The sequence below is a fragment of the Paenibacillus sp. FSL R5-0486 genome, from assembly GCF_037975155.1.
GTDB classification, from domain to species: domain Bacteria; phylum Bacillota; class Bacilli; order Paenibacillales; family Paenibacillaceae; genus Paenibacillus; species Paenibacillus amylolyticus.
In genome coordinates, this window is the sequence record NZ_CP150237.1 from 2212713 (window position 1) to 2230513 (window position 17801).

16 protein-coding genes are annotated in these 17801 nt (G+C 44.0%); 11 read left to right on the top strand and 5 right to left on the bottom strand.

What is annotated here, in order from left to right:
* Positions 1-7: 7 nt before the first annotated feature.
* On the bottom strand, positions 8-946 hold the full coding sequence (locus MKY01_RS10015; RefSeq protein WP_339286372.1) for an FAD:protein FMN transferase: 939 nt from the start codon (positions 944-946) through the stop codon (positions 8-10).
* Positions 947-955: 9 nt separating this feature from the next.
* Positions 956-1885, bottom strand: a complete 930-nt coding sequence (locus tag MKY01_RS10020) for a LysR family transcriptional regulator (protein WP_101313357.1) — start codon at positions 1883-1885, stop codon at positions 956-958.
* Between the two features lie 180 nt (positions 1886-2065).
* Here MKY01_RS10020 and MKY01_RS10025 point away from each other — a divergent pair, with 180 nt between their 5' ends.
* The 5 genes from MKY01_RS10025 to MKY01_RS10045 all read left to right on the top strand — a co-directional run bounded on the left by MKY01_RS10025 (position 2066) and on the right by MKY01_RS10045 (position 8218).
* On the top strand, positions 2066-2680 hold the full coding sequence (locus tag MKY01_RS10025) for an NADPH-dependent FMN reductase (protein WP_339286373.1): 615 nt from the start codon (positions 2066-2068) through the stop codon (positions 2678-2680).
* A gap of 13 nt (positions 2681-2693) precedes the next feature.
* Positions 2694-5120 carry a flavocytochrome c gene (locus tag MKY01_RS10030; protein ID WP_339286374.1) on the top strand — a complete coding sequence of 809 codons (2427 nt, stop codon included), beginning with the start codon at positions 2694-2696 and terminating at the stop codon, positions 5118-5120.
* 258 nt (positions 5121-5378) lie between these two features.
* Positions 5379-6188 (top strand): lysophospholipase, encoded by an 810-nt coding sequence (locus MKY01_RS10035; protein WP_339286375.1) that lies wholly within the window; start codon positions 5379-5381, stop codon positions 6186-6188.
* Between the two features lie 46 nt (positions 6189-6234).
* Positions 6235-6756, top strand: a complete 522-nt coding sequence (locus MKY01_RS10040) for a MarR family winged helix-turn-helix transcriptional regulator (RefSeq protein WP_036609787.1) — start codon at positions 6235-6237, stop codon at positions 6754-6756.
* Between the two features lie 112 nt (positions 6757-6868).
* Positions 6869-8218 carry an FAD-binding oxidoreductase gene (locus MKY01_RS10045; RefSeq protein ID WP_253507168.1) on the top strand — a complete coding sequence of 450 codons (1350 nt, stop codon included), beginning with the start codon at positions 6869-6871 and terminating at the stop codon, positions 8216-8218.
* A gap of 172 nt (positions 8219-8390) precedes the next feature.
* Here MKY01_RS10045 and MKY01_RS10050 read toward each other — a convergent pair whose 3' ends face one another.
* The 3 genes from MKY01_RS10050 to MKY01_RS10060 form a co-directional block, all read right to left on the bottom strand.
* Positions 8391-8687: a putative quinol monooxygenase gene (locus tag MKY01_RS10050; protein ID WP_076326987.1), complete on the bottom strand. Its 297-nt coding sequence runs from the start codon at positions 8685-8687 to the stop codon at positions 8391-8393.
* Between the two features lie 64 nt (positions 8688-8751).
* Positions 8752-9402 carry a nitroreductase family protein gene (locus MKY01_RS10055; protein WP_036670026.1) on the bottom strand — a complete coding sequence of 217 codons (651 nt, stop codon included), beginning with the start codon at positions 9400-9402 and terminating at the stop codon, positions 8752-8754.
* Between the two features lie 27 nt (positions 9403-9429).
* On the bottom strand, positions 9430-9849 hold the full coding sequence (locus MKY01_RS10060; RefSeq protein ID WP_036609779.1) for a MarR family transcriptional regulator: 420 nt from the start codon (positions 9847-9849) through the stop codon (positions 9430-9432).
* A 420-nt stretch (positions 9850-10269) separates the two neighbouring features.
* On the opposite strand from MKY01_RS10060, the gene MKY01_RS10065 reads away from it, so the two are divergent.
* The 6 genes from MKY01_RS10065 (at position 10270) to MKY01_RS10090 (ending at position 17637) form a co-directional block, all read left to right on the top strand.
* Entirely contained in the window at positions 10270-12291 is a 2022-nt protein-coding gene (locus MKY01_RS10065) for an AraC family transcriptional regulator (RefSeq protein ID WP_339286376.1), read from the top strand.
* A 51-nt stretch (positions 12292-12342) separates the two neighbouring features.
* Positions 12343-13944, top strand: a complete 1602-nt coding sequence (locus MKY01_RS10070) for an AraC family transcriptional regulator (RefSeq protein WP_339286377.1) — start codon at positions 12343-12345, stop codon at positions 13942-13944.
* A 108-nt stretch (positions 13945-14052) separates the two neighbouring features.
* Complete coding sequence (locus tag MKY01_RS10075; RefSeq protein ID WP_036609773.1) at positions 14053-15033, top strand: ABC transporter substrate-binding protein; 981 nt, start codon at positions 14053-14055, stop codon at positions 15031-15033.
* Positions 15034-15846, top strand: coding sequence for a hypothetical protein (locus MKY01_RS10080; RefSeq protein ID WP_339286378.1), 813 nt, complete (start codon positions 15034-15036; stop codon positions 15844-15846). It abuts the gene before it with no gap.
* A 235-nt stretch (positions 15847-16081) separates the two neighbouring features.
* Positions 16082-16603, top strand: a complete 522-nt coding sequence (locus tag MKY01_RS10085; protein ID WP_036670036.1) for a TetR/AcrR family transcriptional regulator — start codon at positions 16082-16084, stop codon at positions 16601-16603.
* Between the two features lie 74 nt (positions 16604-16677).
* On the top strand, positions 16678-17637 hold the full coding sequence (locus tag MKY01_RS10090; protein WP_339287136.1) for an NAD-dependent epimerase/dehydratase family protein: 960 nt from the start codon (positions 16678-16680) through the stop codon (positions 17635-17637).
* Positions 17638-17801 lie beyond the last annotated feature (164 nt).

Here is a 17801-nt window from a genome sequence, read left to right on the forward strand (position 1 = left end):
GTTAACTTTACCTTAATACGGGCTCAATTCTGCCCCTAAGATTATCGGTATAGGCCAGATTTCCATCCGTCGTGATTACGGCAGCCTCGATATCCTTCATATTATTAACTTTATGAATAATGGAGACCGCATCTAACCCAAATAATTCTGTAGTATATATATCGCAGTCGAGCGATCGATCCGCAATAATCGTTAAAGAAGCGATATTACTTTCGATTGGATAGCCTGTTCTGCTGTTAAATATATGATGGTACTGACTCCCTTCCTTCTCTAAAACTCTCTCATATATTCCTGATGTAACAACGGATTGCTCGCGTATACTAACGAGTGCTGCTGCATTTCCTCTAGGTAAAAAGGGATTTTGAATTCCAACTTTCCAGTGACTGGACCCGGTGGGAGAATCGCCATGAACCAGAACATTGCCGCCCATATCGACCATAGCTGATGTAGCTCCGTTTTTCTTGAAAAATGACATAACTTGATCAGCAAAATAACCTTTAGCGATCGCTCCAAGGTCGATTTCCATGCCTTTTTTGAATAAATGAACCGTTTGCAGCTCATCGTCAAGCTGTATATGCTCCGGATTCAAGAGCTCCAGCACTGCTTTAATCTCGGTATCCTCCGGCACATGTGCCTCGCGAAAACCAATTCTCCACAATTTGATCAAAGGCCCTATTGCAATATTTAAAAATGAATCTTTATTCAGGCTGTGTTCTTTGCCTATCTTAATAAGATCATACAGTTCCTTGTCTACTCTAAGCGGATGTGATGCGGCTTCTTTTTTTAGCATGGCAAGCTGCGATTGCTCACTGTTGGCACTAAACACTTGTTCATAATGGACAAGCATATTCACGGCTTCCTCGGCAAGCTCTTCAGCATCTGTCCCCTTGATATAGAGGGATATGTTAGTTCCCATAAGCGGTATCGTTCTCGTAAAAGGTTTCATGATAGCCTCCTATATTGCACATTGTTGTCCGTGATTGAGAAAAGTATGGATGAGGTCATGATCCACGCTATTCAGCTTTTTTGCTCCATGATGGGCTATAAAATAATCCAGACTCATCTTCTCTAAAGGGATTGGATAGATGTTGTATTCCGAAGGGCACTCCTTGATATGGATGCTTTCAGGCACAAAAGTCAGGCCTAGATTATGCTTTGCAAGCTTGAGTACAGTGTAGATTTCATTGCTTTCCATAACGATATTAGGCTGTACCTTGTAGACACTGAGCAATTGATCAATCTGTTTTCGGATTGCCGAACCTTTGGACGTTAGAATAAGCTTTTGATTCAAAATGGTGCTGATCTCAATCGTACCCTCCGGGATGACTGCAACATTCTCTTGATATAATTCGCAGCAACGCGGAATGATGGCCTGGTAACTGTGCCTGCCCCAGTTAAACGAGTTCAAGTTAGGGGAGATACTGCTTGAATTTTGCCCGATCCAGAAGTCCAGCTCATTATTTTGGAGACGTTTCTCATTTTTTTCAGGTAAGTCCTCGACAAGATTAATTTTATAAGCAGGATGAAGCTCGAGAAAATCTGGTAAAAAAAGGGGCGTTAAGTACACACCGAGGCTCGGAAGAATGCCGATCCGTATCACCTTATTGCCAATATCCGATACATATGAGATTTCCCTAATAAGCTTGGCGTAGCTGTTTTCGAGTGAAGTTAAGTATTGATAATATATTTTCCCCTGCTCGGTTAATCGGTACGGAAGTTTGTTGCGAGTGATTAGCTCACAGCCCAACTCAATTTCGATTTTTTTGATAACCTTTGTGAGGTAGGGCTGAGATATGTAAAGGGATTGTGCGGCCCTGCTATAGTTGCTGTATTTTAATAGGCTGTCAATGTAACACAAGATATCTTGAGATTCTAACTTAGACATGTTTCTCACCCCTTGTGAAAAAAGTAACAAACTTTGAATTTGAGGTGATTATAACAAATTAGTTATCAAACTGCAATGAATAACTATTAGATCATTTGAGCTTTGATATGTTAGAGTTAGGCCGAAAGATTGAGCCTGACAGTTACGAACATCATCTCGAATGACAGAGAGGGGATTACGATGAACTATTTAGCTATCGTGGGCACAAATTCGGATGTGTCAACTAACCGCATGCTGCTTCAATTTATGCAAAAGCATTTTGCTAGTGAAGCCAAGATTGACTTGTTTGAAATTAAGGATTTGCCTGCCTTTATTGAAAAAGATGAATTAGAGGATGCTGAAGTTGATATTCCTGTGAAGGTACAAGACTTATTAGATCAAATTTCTAAAGCGAAAGGTGTCATTATCGCTACTCCTGAGTATGACCATGCAATCCCTGCCGTTCTGAAAAGTGCGCTGGAATGGATCAGTTATACCACTCAAACCTTGAAAGACAAGCCTGTTCTGATTGTAGGTGCTTCACATGGTGCACTCGGTTCTTCCAGGGCACAAGCGCATCTTAGACAAATCCTGGACTCACCTGAGCTTGGTGCGAGAATGATGCCTAGCAGCGAGTTTCTTTTGGGAAAATCACAGAGTGCATTTGATAGCAGTGGTAATCTCATTGACGCTGACAAAGTAGCGGAGCTTGCCGAAATCTTCAATGAGTTTGTTTTGTTTACGGAGATCACTACGGAACTGTTATCAAAAAGGACGTTGAAGAAAAAAACGAAAAAATTTTCTTGGCAAGAGTAGGGGGCTAATCACAATGAAAATCATAGCGATCGTTGGCACAAATGCAAAGAAATCGTATAATCGCAAGCTGCTTCAATTCATACAAAAGCATTTTGAGTCCAGAGCAGCCATTGAAATCCTCGATATTACAGATGTTCCGATGTTTAATCAGTCCGATAACCAAACAAACAGTGTAATTATACAATCGTTTAATGAAAAAATTATCGCAAGTGATGGTGTCATTATTGCGACTCCAGAATATAACCATTCCATCCCTTCATCCCTTAAAAGCCTGTTGGAATGGTTGAGCTTTGAAATCCATCCGCTGGCTGGCAAACCCGTGATGATCATAGGTGCGTCACAGGGAACACAAGGTTCCTCGCGTGCACAACTGCATCTTCGTCAAATCCTGGATGCACCAGGTGTCGAAGCTAACGTGATGCCAGGGTATGAATTTTTGCTTGGCAGCGCACATAAAGCATTTGACGAATCAGGCAACCTGAACAATGAAGGAACGATCGATTTCCTGGAAACATGTTTCCTGCGGTTCCTTCGGTTTGCCAAAATTTCAAATCAGCTGAACGAAGAAGAAGAATTCACTTATAATCCCGGTGTGTATGAGATCAATGCTATAGGTCACAGTGGCAATCTGCCGATGAAGGTATCCTTTAGTGAAAATAGAATTGAAAGCATCGATATCGATTCGAAGGGTGAAACCGAAGGCATCGCCGATGTTGTTTTTGTAAGAATTCCGAATAAAATCATTGAGGGACAGACGCTGAATGTAGATGCTCTCTCAGGTGCTTCTGAAACCAGTAATGCTGTCATCAATGGTGTAGCCAAAGCGGTTAAGCTTGCCGGAGTGAATCCTGACATCCTGAAAAGACGTCCAAAACCTGCTAGCAGCCAGATGAAAGATGACGAAGAATACACTTGCGATGTGGTCGTTGTAGGTGGAGGTGGCGCAGGACTCAGTGCTGCTGCTACAGCTTTACAACAAGGAGCAAGTGCGATTGTACTTGAGAAATATCCTGCTGTTGGGGGGAATACGATCCGCTCAGGTGGTCCTGTCAATGCTGCAGATCCTGTATGGCAACAACAGTTCACTGAGAATCCAGGGGAAAGACAGACGATTGAGAATTTATTAAGTACCGATGAGAGCTTGATCCATCCAGAATATGTAGATGATTTCCATGCACTCAAAGAAGAGTTTACTGCATATCAGGATAAGTTCGGCACAGAAAAGGCTTATTTATTCGACTCCCCACTTCTTCACAGAATGCAAACGTATTTTGGGGGCAAACGTACAGACCTGAATGGGAGCATGATCTATGGACAATACGATTTGGTCAAAGTACTTACAGACCGTGCCTTGGAAAGTGTAACGTGGCTTGAGGATATCGGGGTTGAGTATGATAAGAGTATCGTATTTGCTCCAGTGGGTGCCCTTTGGCGTCGTGGCCATAAACCTGTCAAAAGTTATGGCTCTGCCTTTATCATTGCGCTTAGCAAATATGTAGAAGAGCATTCAGGAAAAATTATTACAGATAGCCCGGTCAAACAACTGATCATCGAAGATGGAAAAATAACAGGTGTTATCGCAACAGGTGTCAATGGTCAGAAAATAACCATTCATGCCAAAGCCGTTGTGCTTGCCAGCGGCGGTTTTGGTGCAAATACACAGATGCTCAAGGAATACAACACATACTGGAGCCATATTGACGATGATATCAAAACAACAAATTCCTATGCGATGACTGGTGATGGAATATCGCTAGGTAAAAGTGCAGGAGCAGCGCTGACAGGCATGGGCTTCACTCAAATGATGCCTGTAGCCGATCCGGATACGGGCGAACTCTTCAGTGGACTGCAAGTACCGCCTGAAAACTTTGTCATTGTTAATAAAAAGGGAGAACGATTTGTTAATGAATTCTCTGGACGAGATGTCTTAACCAAAGCTGCTATCGAGCAGGGAAGTTTATTTTACCTGATTGCGGATGACGAGATCAAGAAAACGGCAGCGAACACAAGCCAGGAAAAGATAGACCGTCAAGTCGAAGAAGGTACCTTGTTTAGAGCCGATACCATAGAAGAACTGGCAGTGAAAATCAATATGGAACCTGAAGTTCTTAGAAATACGATTGATAAGTATAACTCATATGTGGATGCGGGCTTTGATCCGGAGTTCCATAAGGATACGTTTAGTTTAAAAGTTGAGAAGTCTCCATTCTATGCCACACCTAGAAAACCGGCAGTTCACCATACAATGGGTGGTATCAAGATCGACACCCAAACTCGCGTATTGGATGAAAACGGTCAGCCGATTGCACATCTGTATGCCGCTGGGGAAGTTGCAGGAGGTATACATGCAGGCAACCGTTTAGGTGGTAATGCCTTGACGGATATATTTACTTTTGGACGAATCGCTGGTAAGACTGCTGTTGATGAGATGAATGATTAGAATGTAACCTAAAAGCCCCCCACTAAACACAAGGATTCTCGAGTGTTTAGTGGTTTTTTTATGATGCATAGCAGTGATACTATTTATTTGAAAGCGCTTTAAATTTATTGTAGACAACAGCTATGTCGGATGATATATTGTTTCTATAAGAAACAATATTATTTTTAAGAGAAATAATAATAAACGTGTCCATGGTAGGGCGGAGGAAACGATCTCTCGGAACTTATGTTTGGACACCACAAAAAGGACGGGGAAACGATGACTAAAATCGAGACAATGATTCAATCCTTTGACGGTACACAGCTTTATTTCAGCAAGGATACAGTAGAAAATGCAAAAGCCGCTGTCGTTATTGTACACGGACTAGCTGAGCATGCAGGACGTTATGATTATTTGACAGAGAAGCTGAATCAGCGTGGGTTTAGCGTGTATCGCTTCGACCATCGGGGTCATGCCAGATCCGAGGGACAGCGTACGTTCTATAAAAAGTTTGATCATCTTATTGAAGATGTCCATGTCATTGTCGAGGCGGCATTGCAAGAGAGCGGTGATCTTCCGCTGTTTGTCATCGGACATAGTATGGGCGGTTTTGCAACCTCGTCCTTTGGAACGAAATATCCAGGCAAGGTCAAGGGCATCGTACTATCCGGAGCGCTCACTCGTTACAATACAAAAGTTGCCGGAGAACTGCCGATGGAACTTCCTACAGGCACGTATTTCCCAAATGAGCTGGGCAGCGGCGTATGTAGTGATCCCGCAGTTGTATCCGCTTACGCGAATGACCCACTGGTTGAAAAGCAGATCTCTGTAGATTTATTTAACAGTCTGGGAAATGGCATAACATGGCTCAAGGAGAACGCCAAGCAGTTTACAGATCCCGTGCTTGTACTGCATGGGGCCAATGATGGACTGGTCAGCGAAAAGGATTCCCGTGACTTTTACGGCGATATCGCTTCAACAGATAAAACACTTAAAATTTATGCTCATCTGATGCATGAGATATTTAATGAACCGACTCGTGATGATGTTATTGAAGAAGCGATTACATGGATTGAAAAACGGATCTGATTTCAATAGAGTAAGAGAGAGAATCTGAATATGAAAGGAATTACGCATGAAATTAGATTGGATGGGCGACCATCGGGAACTGATTGAGAAAATTATCAAATACGGTAATGCGTACTCGAACACCTATAAGCTGCAGCGAAGTTATGGTACAGACATGATGTTCTCGGCTTCACAGATTCAGACGCTGGAATACATTCTGGAAGCCGAGGACAAGGAAGAGAAGATGTCGGAGATGGCCGCACGTCTGGGTGTAAGCCGCAGTACATTTTCCAAGAACGTGAAGAATCTGACGGAAAAAGGCCTGCTCGAAAAATTTCATTTAAGCGGTAACCGCAAAGACATTTACGTCAAACCTTCGGAGAAAGGTCGCGAGGTATATGCGAAGTATACCGAATTTGTAAGGGAGCTTTGCTTTGATGAGATTTTCAAGTATGCAGATCAGATTTCAGAAGCGGATAAGCAGAACTTTGTTCGCATCATGGATCTGTTTGCCGACGTGCTCGTCTGGTATGGTGAAAAAGAACAGGAAGCGCGCAAGTTAATCAGAATTGATTCCTCTGAAACATGAACCTTGAAATTAAGGGCAACAGCCCATTCCCTCCGCGAATGTCCGTCATACAGTATAAAGTGCTTGATGCAGCAGAGGCTGTAGGACAATTATTCAGCAGGGAGTGGGACGTGTGAAATCATCAACAAAGCTTACCGGACGGGTTATTTATAAAGGAGATCCGGGATATGAAGCGGCGCGCAAGAACTGGGACCCGCATACGGACAAATTTCCCAAAGTGTTTGTATTTGCCCAACGGACGAAGGATGTATCCAATGCTATCCGATGGGCTCGTGAAAACAATGTACCGATCAGGCCGCGGAGCGGCAGACATGCGCTTGAAGTGAATCTTTCACAGGTGAATGGCGGTATCGTGATTGATGTGAGTGATCTGAATTCCATCAAGCTTGATAAGAAAAATGGAACGGTTGTTGTTGGAACAGGAAACCGAGTGGGAAGAATTGCAAATACCCTTGCCAAGCAAGGTTTCATAGCTCCTTTTGGTGACAGCCCTACTGTAGGGATCGGTGGAATTACATTAGGTGGGGGAATTGGGCCTCTCCAGCGTACCATCGGTCTTATCAGTGATAACCTGCTTGAGGTGGAGATGGTGGACGCCAAAGGAAAAGTGATTCGGGCCAATAAAAATCGTAATTCGGATCTCTTTTGGGCCTCGCGTGGAGGAGGCGGTGGTAACTTCGGAGTATACACCCGCTACAAATTCAAAGTGCGCCGTGCTCCAGCGAAAGCAACTGTATTTAAAATCACCTGGCCATGGGCTCAATTCGAAAAGGTACTCAAAGTATGGCAGAGGTGGGCTCCCTCTGTGGATACAAGACTGGGCAGCGAGTTGTCCATCGGACCGAAAAAGGGTGGCAATGTCGTCATGGAGGGGCTTTTCCTAGGGTCAAAAACAGAGGCTCTCCGTCTATTGCAGCCGATTACGAGTGTTGGCACACCGACAAGTTCCATTGTTCGTTTGTTACCTTACACGGAAGTTGTGAAGTTCTTATTACAACCTGATCCGACCGAGACTCAACGGTATAGCAACCAGTTCTCGTCCGGTTTTGGACGAAAACCATTCCCCGACAAAGCCATTAAATCGATGCGAACATTTTTGGAGAACCTGGAAGAGGGGCCAGGCGGATTCTATTTCCTCAACTGGGGCGGAGCAGTAAGTCGCAAATCACCTAGATCAACCGCCTTCTTCTGGCGTAAAGAGAAGTTCTATGTGGAATGGACCAGTACGTGGCTCAAACCATCCCATGCCGCCAAAAATATCGCACTCGCTCGTAATACTCGCAAGAAATTGCAACCATACATTGTGGGTTCCTATATCAACGTTCCAGACCAAGGGATCAAGAATTCCGGTCCAGTGTACTATGGAGCCAACTATGCCAGACTGCGGAGAGTTAAAGCCAAGTATGACCCGAAAAATGTGTTTAACAATCCGCAAAGCATTACTCCTGCTCGGATAGTGTAGTCCATGTTCAATTGTTCAATGCCTCTTCAATGAGTGAAGAAAACACGCCTTAATTGGCGTGTTTTTTGTTGAAGTGAACTTATTTTCAAAAGGAAACTAAAAAGCTACCCTCGGTCATATGACCAAGAGCAGCTTATTCACATGTTAGATACGCATGGCAGTTAAAGCGCTATTAAGCTTTAACTTGTTCTCCAGCAAATACTTCAACGTTCATTGGAGCGGCCATGAATGCTGCTGCTTGTTGAACAAAAGCTTGGAAATGCGCGCTTGTGTTGTGGGAAGCTGTAGCAGCTTCATCTTTCCACAGCTCGATCATCGTGTATTGTTGTTCGCGTTCTGTGCTTTTCGCCAAATCGTAGCTGATGTTACCTTCTTCTTGACGTGTAGCAGCCATCAGTTCCTTCGCAGCTGCGAGGAATGTTTGCTCTTGGTCCGGTTTAACTTGCAGATGAGCGTGAATGATAATCATAATGTATAACCTCCATATTGTGTTTGTTTGGAATGTGTTAAGAAAGGGGAAACCGTCCCTGATATTATGCCCAAGTTGTGATGGTTTCTACAGGCAGGCGGTAGGATGGGTGACCTTCTTTGGCCGATTTACCGATCGAGATCAACATAACCGCTTGATAACGCTCTTTGTCCATGCCAAATGCTTCTGCGATTTGGTCTTTTTCGTAACCACCGATTGGGTTAGTATCATAACCGTGAGCACGTGCTACAAGCATTAATTGCATGGAAGCAAGTCCAGCGTCGATCATATTAACTTCGCGAATAGCGGAAGCAGGCATATTTTCATAATAAGGTAATACTTTTGATAGTTGCATATCTTTAACTTCTTGTGGCATATAACCGAGTTCTACGGCTTTGCCAAAAATTTCTTCCATATGTTCCGCGTTTTTCATGTCAATGAATACGCCAATGACTGCGGAGGAAGTCAACACTTGATTTTGATTAAATCTCGCAAGTGGAGCAAGCTTTTCTTTACCTTCAGTTGTATCTACAACCAGAAAACGCCAAGGCTGCAAATTGATCGAAGATGGTGCACGGGAAGCTTCTGACAGAATTTCAGTCATTTCTTCACGGCTAATTTTCACTTCAGGATCGTAAAGTTTAACAGAACGACGACCGTAGGTGATTTCGTTAAAATCATTGGTTTTTTGGAATTTGCTTTGAATTGTACTCATGCATGGATCTCTCCTCTATATATGGGTTTAGAAATTGTTCTGCATACGTTCCAGGAAATCGGCGAGTGATTGAACTTCGTCTTCACTGAAATCCTGTAAAATCTGGTTGATAAAATTGGTCTTCTCAGCTTTGTAGCCTTCAATCTGCTTCCGACCGTGGTCCGTCAAACGAACAAAAGTGACCCGATTATCATCGGGATTCTTACGTCTTGTAACCATCAGGTCCGCCTCAAGCTGTTTCAAGTGGCGTGTAATCGCAGCACTATCAATGTTAATGATTTTCTGCAGCATGGATTGGTTAATCTCATCGACCTGATCCAGTTCATGCAGAATTTCAAAGCGAGAGGAACTGATACCTGTACAGCGTTCGAACTTGGGACTGAGTTTGTTACCCAACACGTTCAACAGATTGATGATTTGTTCTTCTTTGGAAACAATACGTGTCATGACTAGACCTCCCGGGTGAATCTGAATCATGAACAACGGCGTATGTTAACCAATGATTAATGTTGCAGTATACAATGCCATTGCCTAATGATTATTTGGATGCTCTCGAATCATTGATGTATCAATATTTGATGCGTCAATCATTGATGGCTCAATTAATATATCATGCCTTTTATGATTTTGCAACAGGTTAGAAAATGTTGCTGATTCTAGCGTTATTATCCCGCTACGTATACATTGCAGTCCATATATGTTGTCCAAATGGGTAAGTTAATATTGATTGTGCATGTTATTGAGAATTGTTATCAATTGATTTATAATGAAATGAAATATACATACTGAGCGAAAATTACAGGCTCTTCATAAAGAAAGCAAGAAGGTATGTCGATGTAATATGGCGGGAGGGAAAGTACAGCGGATATGAATTTGAATGATCACATCAGGTTGTGGAATCATGTTTTTGTCAAAATACTGGATGTACGCCAAAACGCTTTGCATCCTGGGGAGAAGTTGAAGAATTATCAACTACCAGCAAGTACCTATCTATATATCACCGACGGAAGTGCACGGATACGAATGGATCAACACAGATACATCGTGGAGGGATTCCACATCATTCATGGAGGCAAGCAGGCGTATTTAAATATGGAGACGGATTCGGGCGTGGCGTATTATATGATTTTGTACAAAGCCATCCTAGCCTTGCCCTGTGGGATGGAAATTCAGTATCTGATGGACCATGAACGTCCGTTTCAGGACCAATATGCACTTGTACCAACCCGTCCGCTACACATGTATCAGTGTATGGAGGAATTGAAACAGGAGTGGGAGCAGTCTACTAAGCTTGCAAAGTTACATGCCAAAACCTTATTTCATCAATGGGTATATCTTTTATTGACAGACTTACACGAACAATCCATTCAGCCACATAAACCGGATACGGTCACACAGGCTATTGAATATATGAATGCTCATCTCCATGAGCCCATAGCTCTTGACGTAATGGCAGAAGCAATGGAATGCAGTGTGGGGCACTTGTCGAGGCTGTTCAAACAAAAGTTAAACATCAGTCCCATCCAGTATCTTGGACAGATTCGAATGGAGAGGGCCGCACATCTTCTGGTGCATACCAGTGCAACGCTGCAACAGATTGCAGAACAGATCGGCTATCCGGATGCACATTCACTGAGCCGTAGCTTCAAAAAAATAAAAGGGCTTTCTCCAATTCGCTACAAAAAAGGAGTAAGCCAACGGTTAAACAAGTCGAAACACCCATTGGTATTGAACAACAAGCAAGATTTGCCCAGTGTAATGCAAGAAAATGCCCTTCATTCGTTACATTCCCATCTATATAATGATATTGATTATCAATATCAAAAGAGTGTTGGAGGGGAATTAATAATGCAAGGAAAATTCAAAATGACAGCACTAAGCATGATGTTGTGTCTCACGCTATTGCTCACGGCCTGTTCCAGTCCAGCGCCGTCTGCAAGTGGTACGCAAACAGAGACCAATGCGACTACTACACAATCGGGTAACCAGGCAACGGAGGCAGGGAAATCGACTGCACAGCCGGAGACGCGGACCGTCTCTACAATGAGGGGAGATGTGGTAATCCCGGCCAATCCGCAGCGTGTTGCTTCAGATCAATATATGGGGTACCTGCTGAAACTGGGCATAGTACCGGTTGGTGTAAGAACATTTATGCTGAACGAAGGATGGATTGAAAAGTCTGGCATTGCTACTGATGTTATAGCGGGTATTGAGGATTTGGGAGGAGAGTTCCCAATGAATCTGGAGAAGTTAGTGTCACTTGAGCCGGATCTCATCATCGGTTCCATTGATAAAAATATTGAGGATTACGAAAAAATTGCAACGACCGTCTTTTTACCTTATTGGGAAGGTGATAAAACTTCTGGCCCATTGGAAAAGCTGCGCCGGATTGCTGGTGTTTTTGGAAAAGAGAAGGAAGCAGAGCAATGGATCACGACATATGAAGAGAATATCGAAGAGACTAAGAAGCAGATTGATGGTGTAATTAAAGAAGGGGAGACTGTATCCATCATACAAATAGGGTACAAAGCGTTGTATGTACTTGGTGCAGAAGGCGGGAACTATGGTAGTTCCACGATCTATGAGATGCTGAAACTGCCTCCAACTCAGCAAGCACTCGAAATGAAGGATGGATTCGAGACGATCTCCCTTGAAGTACTGCCTGAGTATATGGGAGATCATATCTTCTTATATGGTTCGGGTAGTGAGGACGCCAAAGAGATCCTGAACAGCGAGGTTTGGAAACGTCTGCCTGCTGTGCAGAAAGGACAAGTCTACGCCTATGGTTCCTTGGATGGTACAGAGGATGAGTTCATCATGGAAGATCCCTATTCACTGGAGTTGCAGTTGGATAGTATAAAGAATTTACTATTGGGAGCTGAAAAATAGAGTGTAATCAGTTCACATAGAATCGGATCCAAACAGGGAGGGGACGTGAGCATGGAGGAAAATGATTGGATCAAACAACTGGAGCGACTACATTTCTCTGCTGTCCACGTCTGCCATTACTTTAGCAATCCGGGGGCTGTTCAGCGTCGGATCTGGAAAAGGTTCGCCATTTGCAGGGTCATCGCTGGCAAAGGATCTTTGTCTATGGATAACATTGTACATACGGTATCTCAAGACGAGTGGTTTTTGTTGAAGCCAGGAATGCATGTGGAGTTTCAGACGGATATGGAAGCACCTGTCCGATATCAGATCATTTTATTTTCCTGTGTTACACTTACCCGGCGTAAGAATGCTTGGCATACCGAGGCATTTGATCTCCCTGTGACGGGCAAGCTTAATGTTCCTTCCAATACACGTGATATTCAGGAGATGATGGATACCCTGATGAGTGGAAAACACTCGTTTACGAGTCTGGAAAAGACGCGCAGGAAACATCTTTTGCATCAGTTGTTGATTCAGTTAATGATGCACGTGAATGAAGCAACACCCCCTGTAGCGGGGATGGATTTGGTACTTGATTATATGACGCATCAGTATATGGAAGACATTCGAATTGATCAGATGGCCCGCGTGGCAGGGCTTAGTGTGAATCATTTTATAAGAACATTCAAACGGCAATTAAACATGACTCCGATTGAATATATATTGAAACTACGTATGGCAAAGGCCAAGCAACTGTTATTTTCTTCAGATAAAATCAAGGATATTGCAGAGCAAGTGGGTTATAAGGACGAGCACTATTTCAGCAGAGTCTTCAAGAAAAACGAAGGAATCGCCCCAACGTTGTATATGAAAAATAAAGTGAATCGCATTGCCACCTTGTATTACGGGTTGGACGATTATGTGATAACGCTTGGTTTGAGGCCAGTATCGGCTTTATCCTATGGTCAGAGGGTGGCTCGACATGTTGCCATACCTGCGCTTCAAGCACACAGTCATCAGGGACTTATTCTGGATAGCTTCAATCAGAACTTTGATGATTTGAGGCGAGTCCAACCGGACCTGATCATTACAAGTGATCGTTTGGAGCCAAATGACTCCCTGAATCGTATCGCGCCTACCACCATGCTGGAGCACACCAACCATTTTGGCGAGAGGCTTCTGTATATGGCGGACATTATGGGCCGCACCGAACAGGCTGTACAGTGGATAGAACAACATGCTGAACTGAGCCGGGTTCTTCGAGGACGCATTCAATCGAGGTGGGGGAAACAGAGTGCCATGTTCATCCGGGTGACTTCTCATTTCTACCGAATGTATGGATTGAACAACCAGACAGGGGCCCTGTTGTATGATGATCTGGGATTTTATTTGCCTCGTGATTTTCCGGAACAACAGTGGGCTGTAGAGAGTAAAGTTTGCGATTTGCAGTTATACGACGCGGATCATGTGTTTGTAATGGTCGATCCCACAGAAGAGGCACGTGCTCAACTGAGGCAATTACAGCAATCCGGTGCATGGTTGGCATTAAAGGCTGTTCAAGAAGGCCATGTATATAATGCAGGAGATATTTTTTTCAAAACGCTGGGTCCCACCGGACGCATGTGGGCCATGCGATATGTGGCAGAGCAACTTGGGGTTACCTTACGGTGATATTGTGCAAGAGAAGAGAGTGGAATAATCCATGGTAAGCCTGTATGCTTTTCCCTACTATAGTGATAATGATTATTATTATTAAATAGTAGAGGGGATTTACTACAAATGGTAAGACAGAGAGCAACAACGATGATACTGTTGGCCCTGCTTGTGCTCGTTCTGACGGCATGTAGCAAGGCATCAGAAGTAACAGAAGCAACGCCTCCGCAACAGGATACACCTGTGGAAGAGAGTGGTACGCAAACGATTGAGCATCTTAAAGGAACAACGGTTGTACCGCAAAAAATAGAGCGTATGGTGGTATTATCTGCTGCTTACATCGATCACATGTTAACGATTGGTGAGAAACCAGCAGGCGTTAATGTAGAAGTTCGTTACGGAGGAGATTATTTGCCTTACTTTGCAGATCAGCTTGCCGGCATTCCAACGGTAGGGTCTGCAGACAGTCCTAACCTGGAGGCTATCCTTCAGATTGATCCGGATGTCATCGTTATTGAGAGTCGAACTGCGGAGAGTACGTATGATCAGTTGGAGAAAATCGCTCCGACGATTGTACTTGGTACTGAATGGCTGGATTTTGTTGATGATACAACATATTGGACACAGGATCTGTTGACCATTGCCGGGATGTACAACAAAGTGGATCTGGCAAAAGAAAAGATAGCAGAGGTAGAGCAGCAGGCGAAGCAATTAAAAGCGAAGATCGAACAACTGGATCAAAAAAAGTTGGCTTATCTGCGTGTAAGAGAGAAGACCTTACAAATTTACGCGGCAAAAGGACATCCAACCAACACACTTTTGTATCATGATCTTGGATTTGTGCCAACGACTGTGACACCTGCCGAACAACGTGAGGACCTGTCCATGGAGAAAATTGCAGATGTGGATGCTGATTTCGTAGTTCTGGAGATTGACCCGAATGCCGATGAGTATGTAAACAACATCAACGCAAGCTCACTCTGGAAGGCAGTGCCGGCTGTCGGTGCAGATCAGGTCTATACGACAGACTCATTCTGGTTGTTTAAGGGCTGGGGAGCGATTGGGCGAAGCGAGATTATCAACGAAGTTGAAGAGATGATTCAATAGATGAGACATTATCCAAGACATGATTATTCAGAGATGTCGGAAGTGTTACAGCAATTTTTTGTGACGACGATCCAAGTGGACTGCGATGATTCCAAGTATCCTTTCCGTGTGAAGGATCTGCTGAATGAAGAGAAACGAAACTTGATATTGCGTGAACAGGCTATGCAGCAAGGGCTTCAATTGGGCGGAAGAGGAAGTGCGGCCGTCGGTACACTTTTTGCCAAACGTTACTCCGTATTCGTGATGTCCGTAATTTCAGCATTCAGTCTATACGATACTATACTTAGCGTTGCAGACGATGATGTGCGGTTTGAATTGAATGGTGCAGGTGGCATGCGATATGAGACTCTGCTGGAGAGAACCTCTCTGGAGGGTGAAGATCCTGTTCAGCGCAGGTCAGAGAGTGGCTTGCTCAAGAAAAGAGTGCTGCTACATCTGGAACCTGTCCTGCGAGCGGTAGCCGTCGCTACAAGAGCGAGCGATAAGGTCATGTGGTCTCTGGTTGCCCATAATGTGCAACAATTGTATGCACGTATGATCAATGATCAGAGCATTTGGAAGACAGATGAACGGCTTGCAAAGATTCAAGAAGATCAAAGCCTCTGGCTGGATCGGCAAAACGATAATGCATGTACATTTGCCAATGAGCTGCAGCGCTTCAAACATTCCGGGTGGCAGGGACCTCCGTTCCTGCTACGCCGATATTGTTGTTTGGCTTATCTGGTTGGAAACGGAAGTCATACACATGGGTATTGTGACAGTTGTCCGAAGCTGGATTCGGAATCCCGATTGCGTAAACTTCTTCAGCAGTGAACAGACACTCTTGTACCGCATGGTACGAATCTGTTTCAGACAAACCATGTTCTCTTCGGTTTCCAGTGGATAGAATCTATGATCGACAAGTTACACAACCTGCAGCGGCTTGAGCCAGCGTCTGCGGGTTTGTTGGCTTTGTACAAGGTCACGATACCTTTGCATTGAGGGATAGTATTCGTTATACTTCAAGCTATTGATCAATTAATCACTAACTATTGGAGGGCGGATTATCATGGCAAAGGATAAAGCAGCGTCGGTTAACCGGCGAAATGATATTATCTCTGCAGCAATTGACGTCTTCGCGGAAATTGGCTATTATCGTGCGACCACAGCCCAGGTGGCTGAACGGGCACAGATCTCACAGCCGTATATATTTCGTTTTTTCAAAACAAAAGAAGCTTTATTATTAACTGCAATTGAGGTCTCATGGACACGGGTGATTGATTCGTTTCGAATTGTGGTGGAGATGGCGACACCAGATCAGTTAGAGAATGATCTCATTGAAGCCTATGATAAGATTCTGGAATCGCACAAGAGCGAGATCTTGCTTCAGATGCAGGCGCAAACGATCCGGGAGGAAGTCATTCGTCAGGCTATGCAAAAAGGCATTAGTGATGTAAGAGCCATGGTACTGGAAGCTTTCACCGTTGCAGGAATTGCTGAACCGCTAAAAAGAACCATGATTTTTCTGGCAATCGGGATGTTGTGTAATGTATCTAATGCACTGGATATGCCAGAGTTGAAGGAACGATAGAGAGGGAGGGGGAATTCCCTTTTTGAATTCAGTTATTGATCAATCACTAAATGGATGAAAGAGGATGATATATGATGAAAAAAGCTTTTGTGATTGGAGCCACAGGTGGAACAGGTGCAACGATTACGGAGGAATTGATTAGACGAGGGATTTCTACGATCGCATTTGGGCGCTCACGTCAAAAACTGGAGCAACTTGCGGTAAAGTTGGGATCTCCAGATCACCTGCAAATCGCAGTGGGAGATGCATTTCGGTCGGATGATATTATCGTTGCTTCCCAGGAAGCGGATGTCCTGTTTCATTGTGCGAACGTCCCGTATAACGAGATGGAGAGCAAGCTGATTCCGCTAGGCGAATCCGTAATGGTAGCGGCAGAACACTTGGTTCTGAAAGTGGTGGTAATAGACGGAATTTACCCGTATGGCAGAAGACAAATGAACGAGGTAACCGAAGAACATCCGAAACAGCCACATACCCGTAAAGGCAAGATACGACTTGCCTATGAACAGATGTTATTCAGCACAAGTTGGAGCAGAGCTCAGGTGATGATCGTTCGTTTGCCAGATTATTATGGCCCATCGGCTAATCAAGCTTCCTATCTGGGTTCAACCCTTGAAGCGATAGCAAAAGGTAAGATGGCTTTTTTTATCGGAAATATGAAGGTGCCGAGAGAGTACATCTATTTACCGGATGCAGCGGTCATGGTGGTGGAGCTGGCAAGCAGAGAGATGACGTATGGACAGAATTGGAACATTCCTGGATCGGGGATCATCTCGGGTCATGACATCGTGCGATTGGCACAGAAGGCTGCGGGAAGAAGCAAACCTGTGATGGCGTTAGGAAGAGTGGGATTGTCTTTGATTGGACTAGGTGTACCCGTTATGAAAGAAATTGTAGAAATGTTATATCTGACTGAGGAACCCCTGATCCTGAGTAGACAGAAGTATGAGGAACGGATTGGCCCGGTTGTGGCAACATCTTTTGAGGAAGGAATTGCGTTTACGATTAAGGAGTTGGAGTTGCAGGGGGAGTAGAGGGGAATATATTTTTTGGAGAAAAGTAATTGATTGATCACTAACTGTGAAGGTTTCATAGGTATATTGAATAGGGGGGCGCACAAAGCTAGTCCAGGGCATAGAGTGTACTATTGTAAAATGCGGGGATTTGACGTGGTGTACAAGGAGGGGGGATTCTCTTG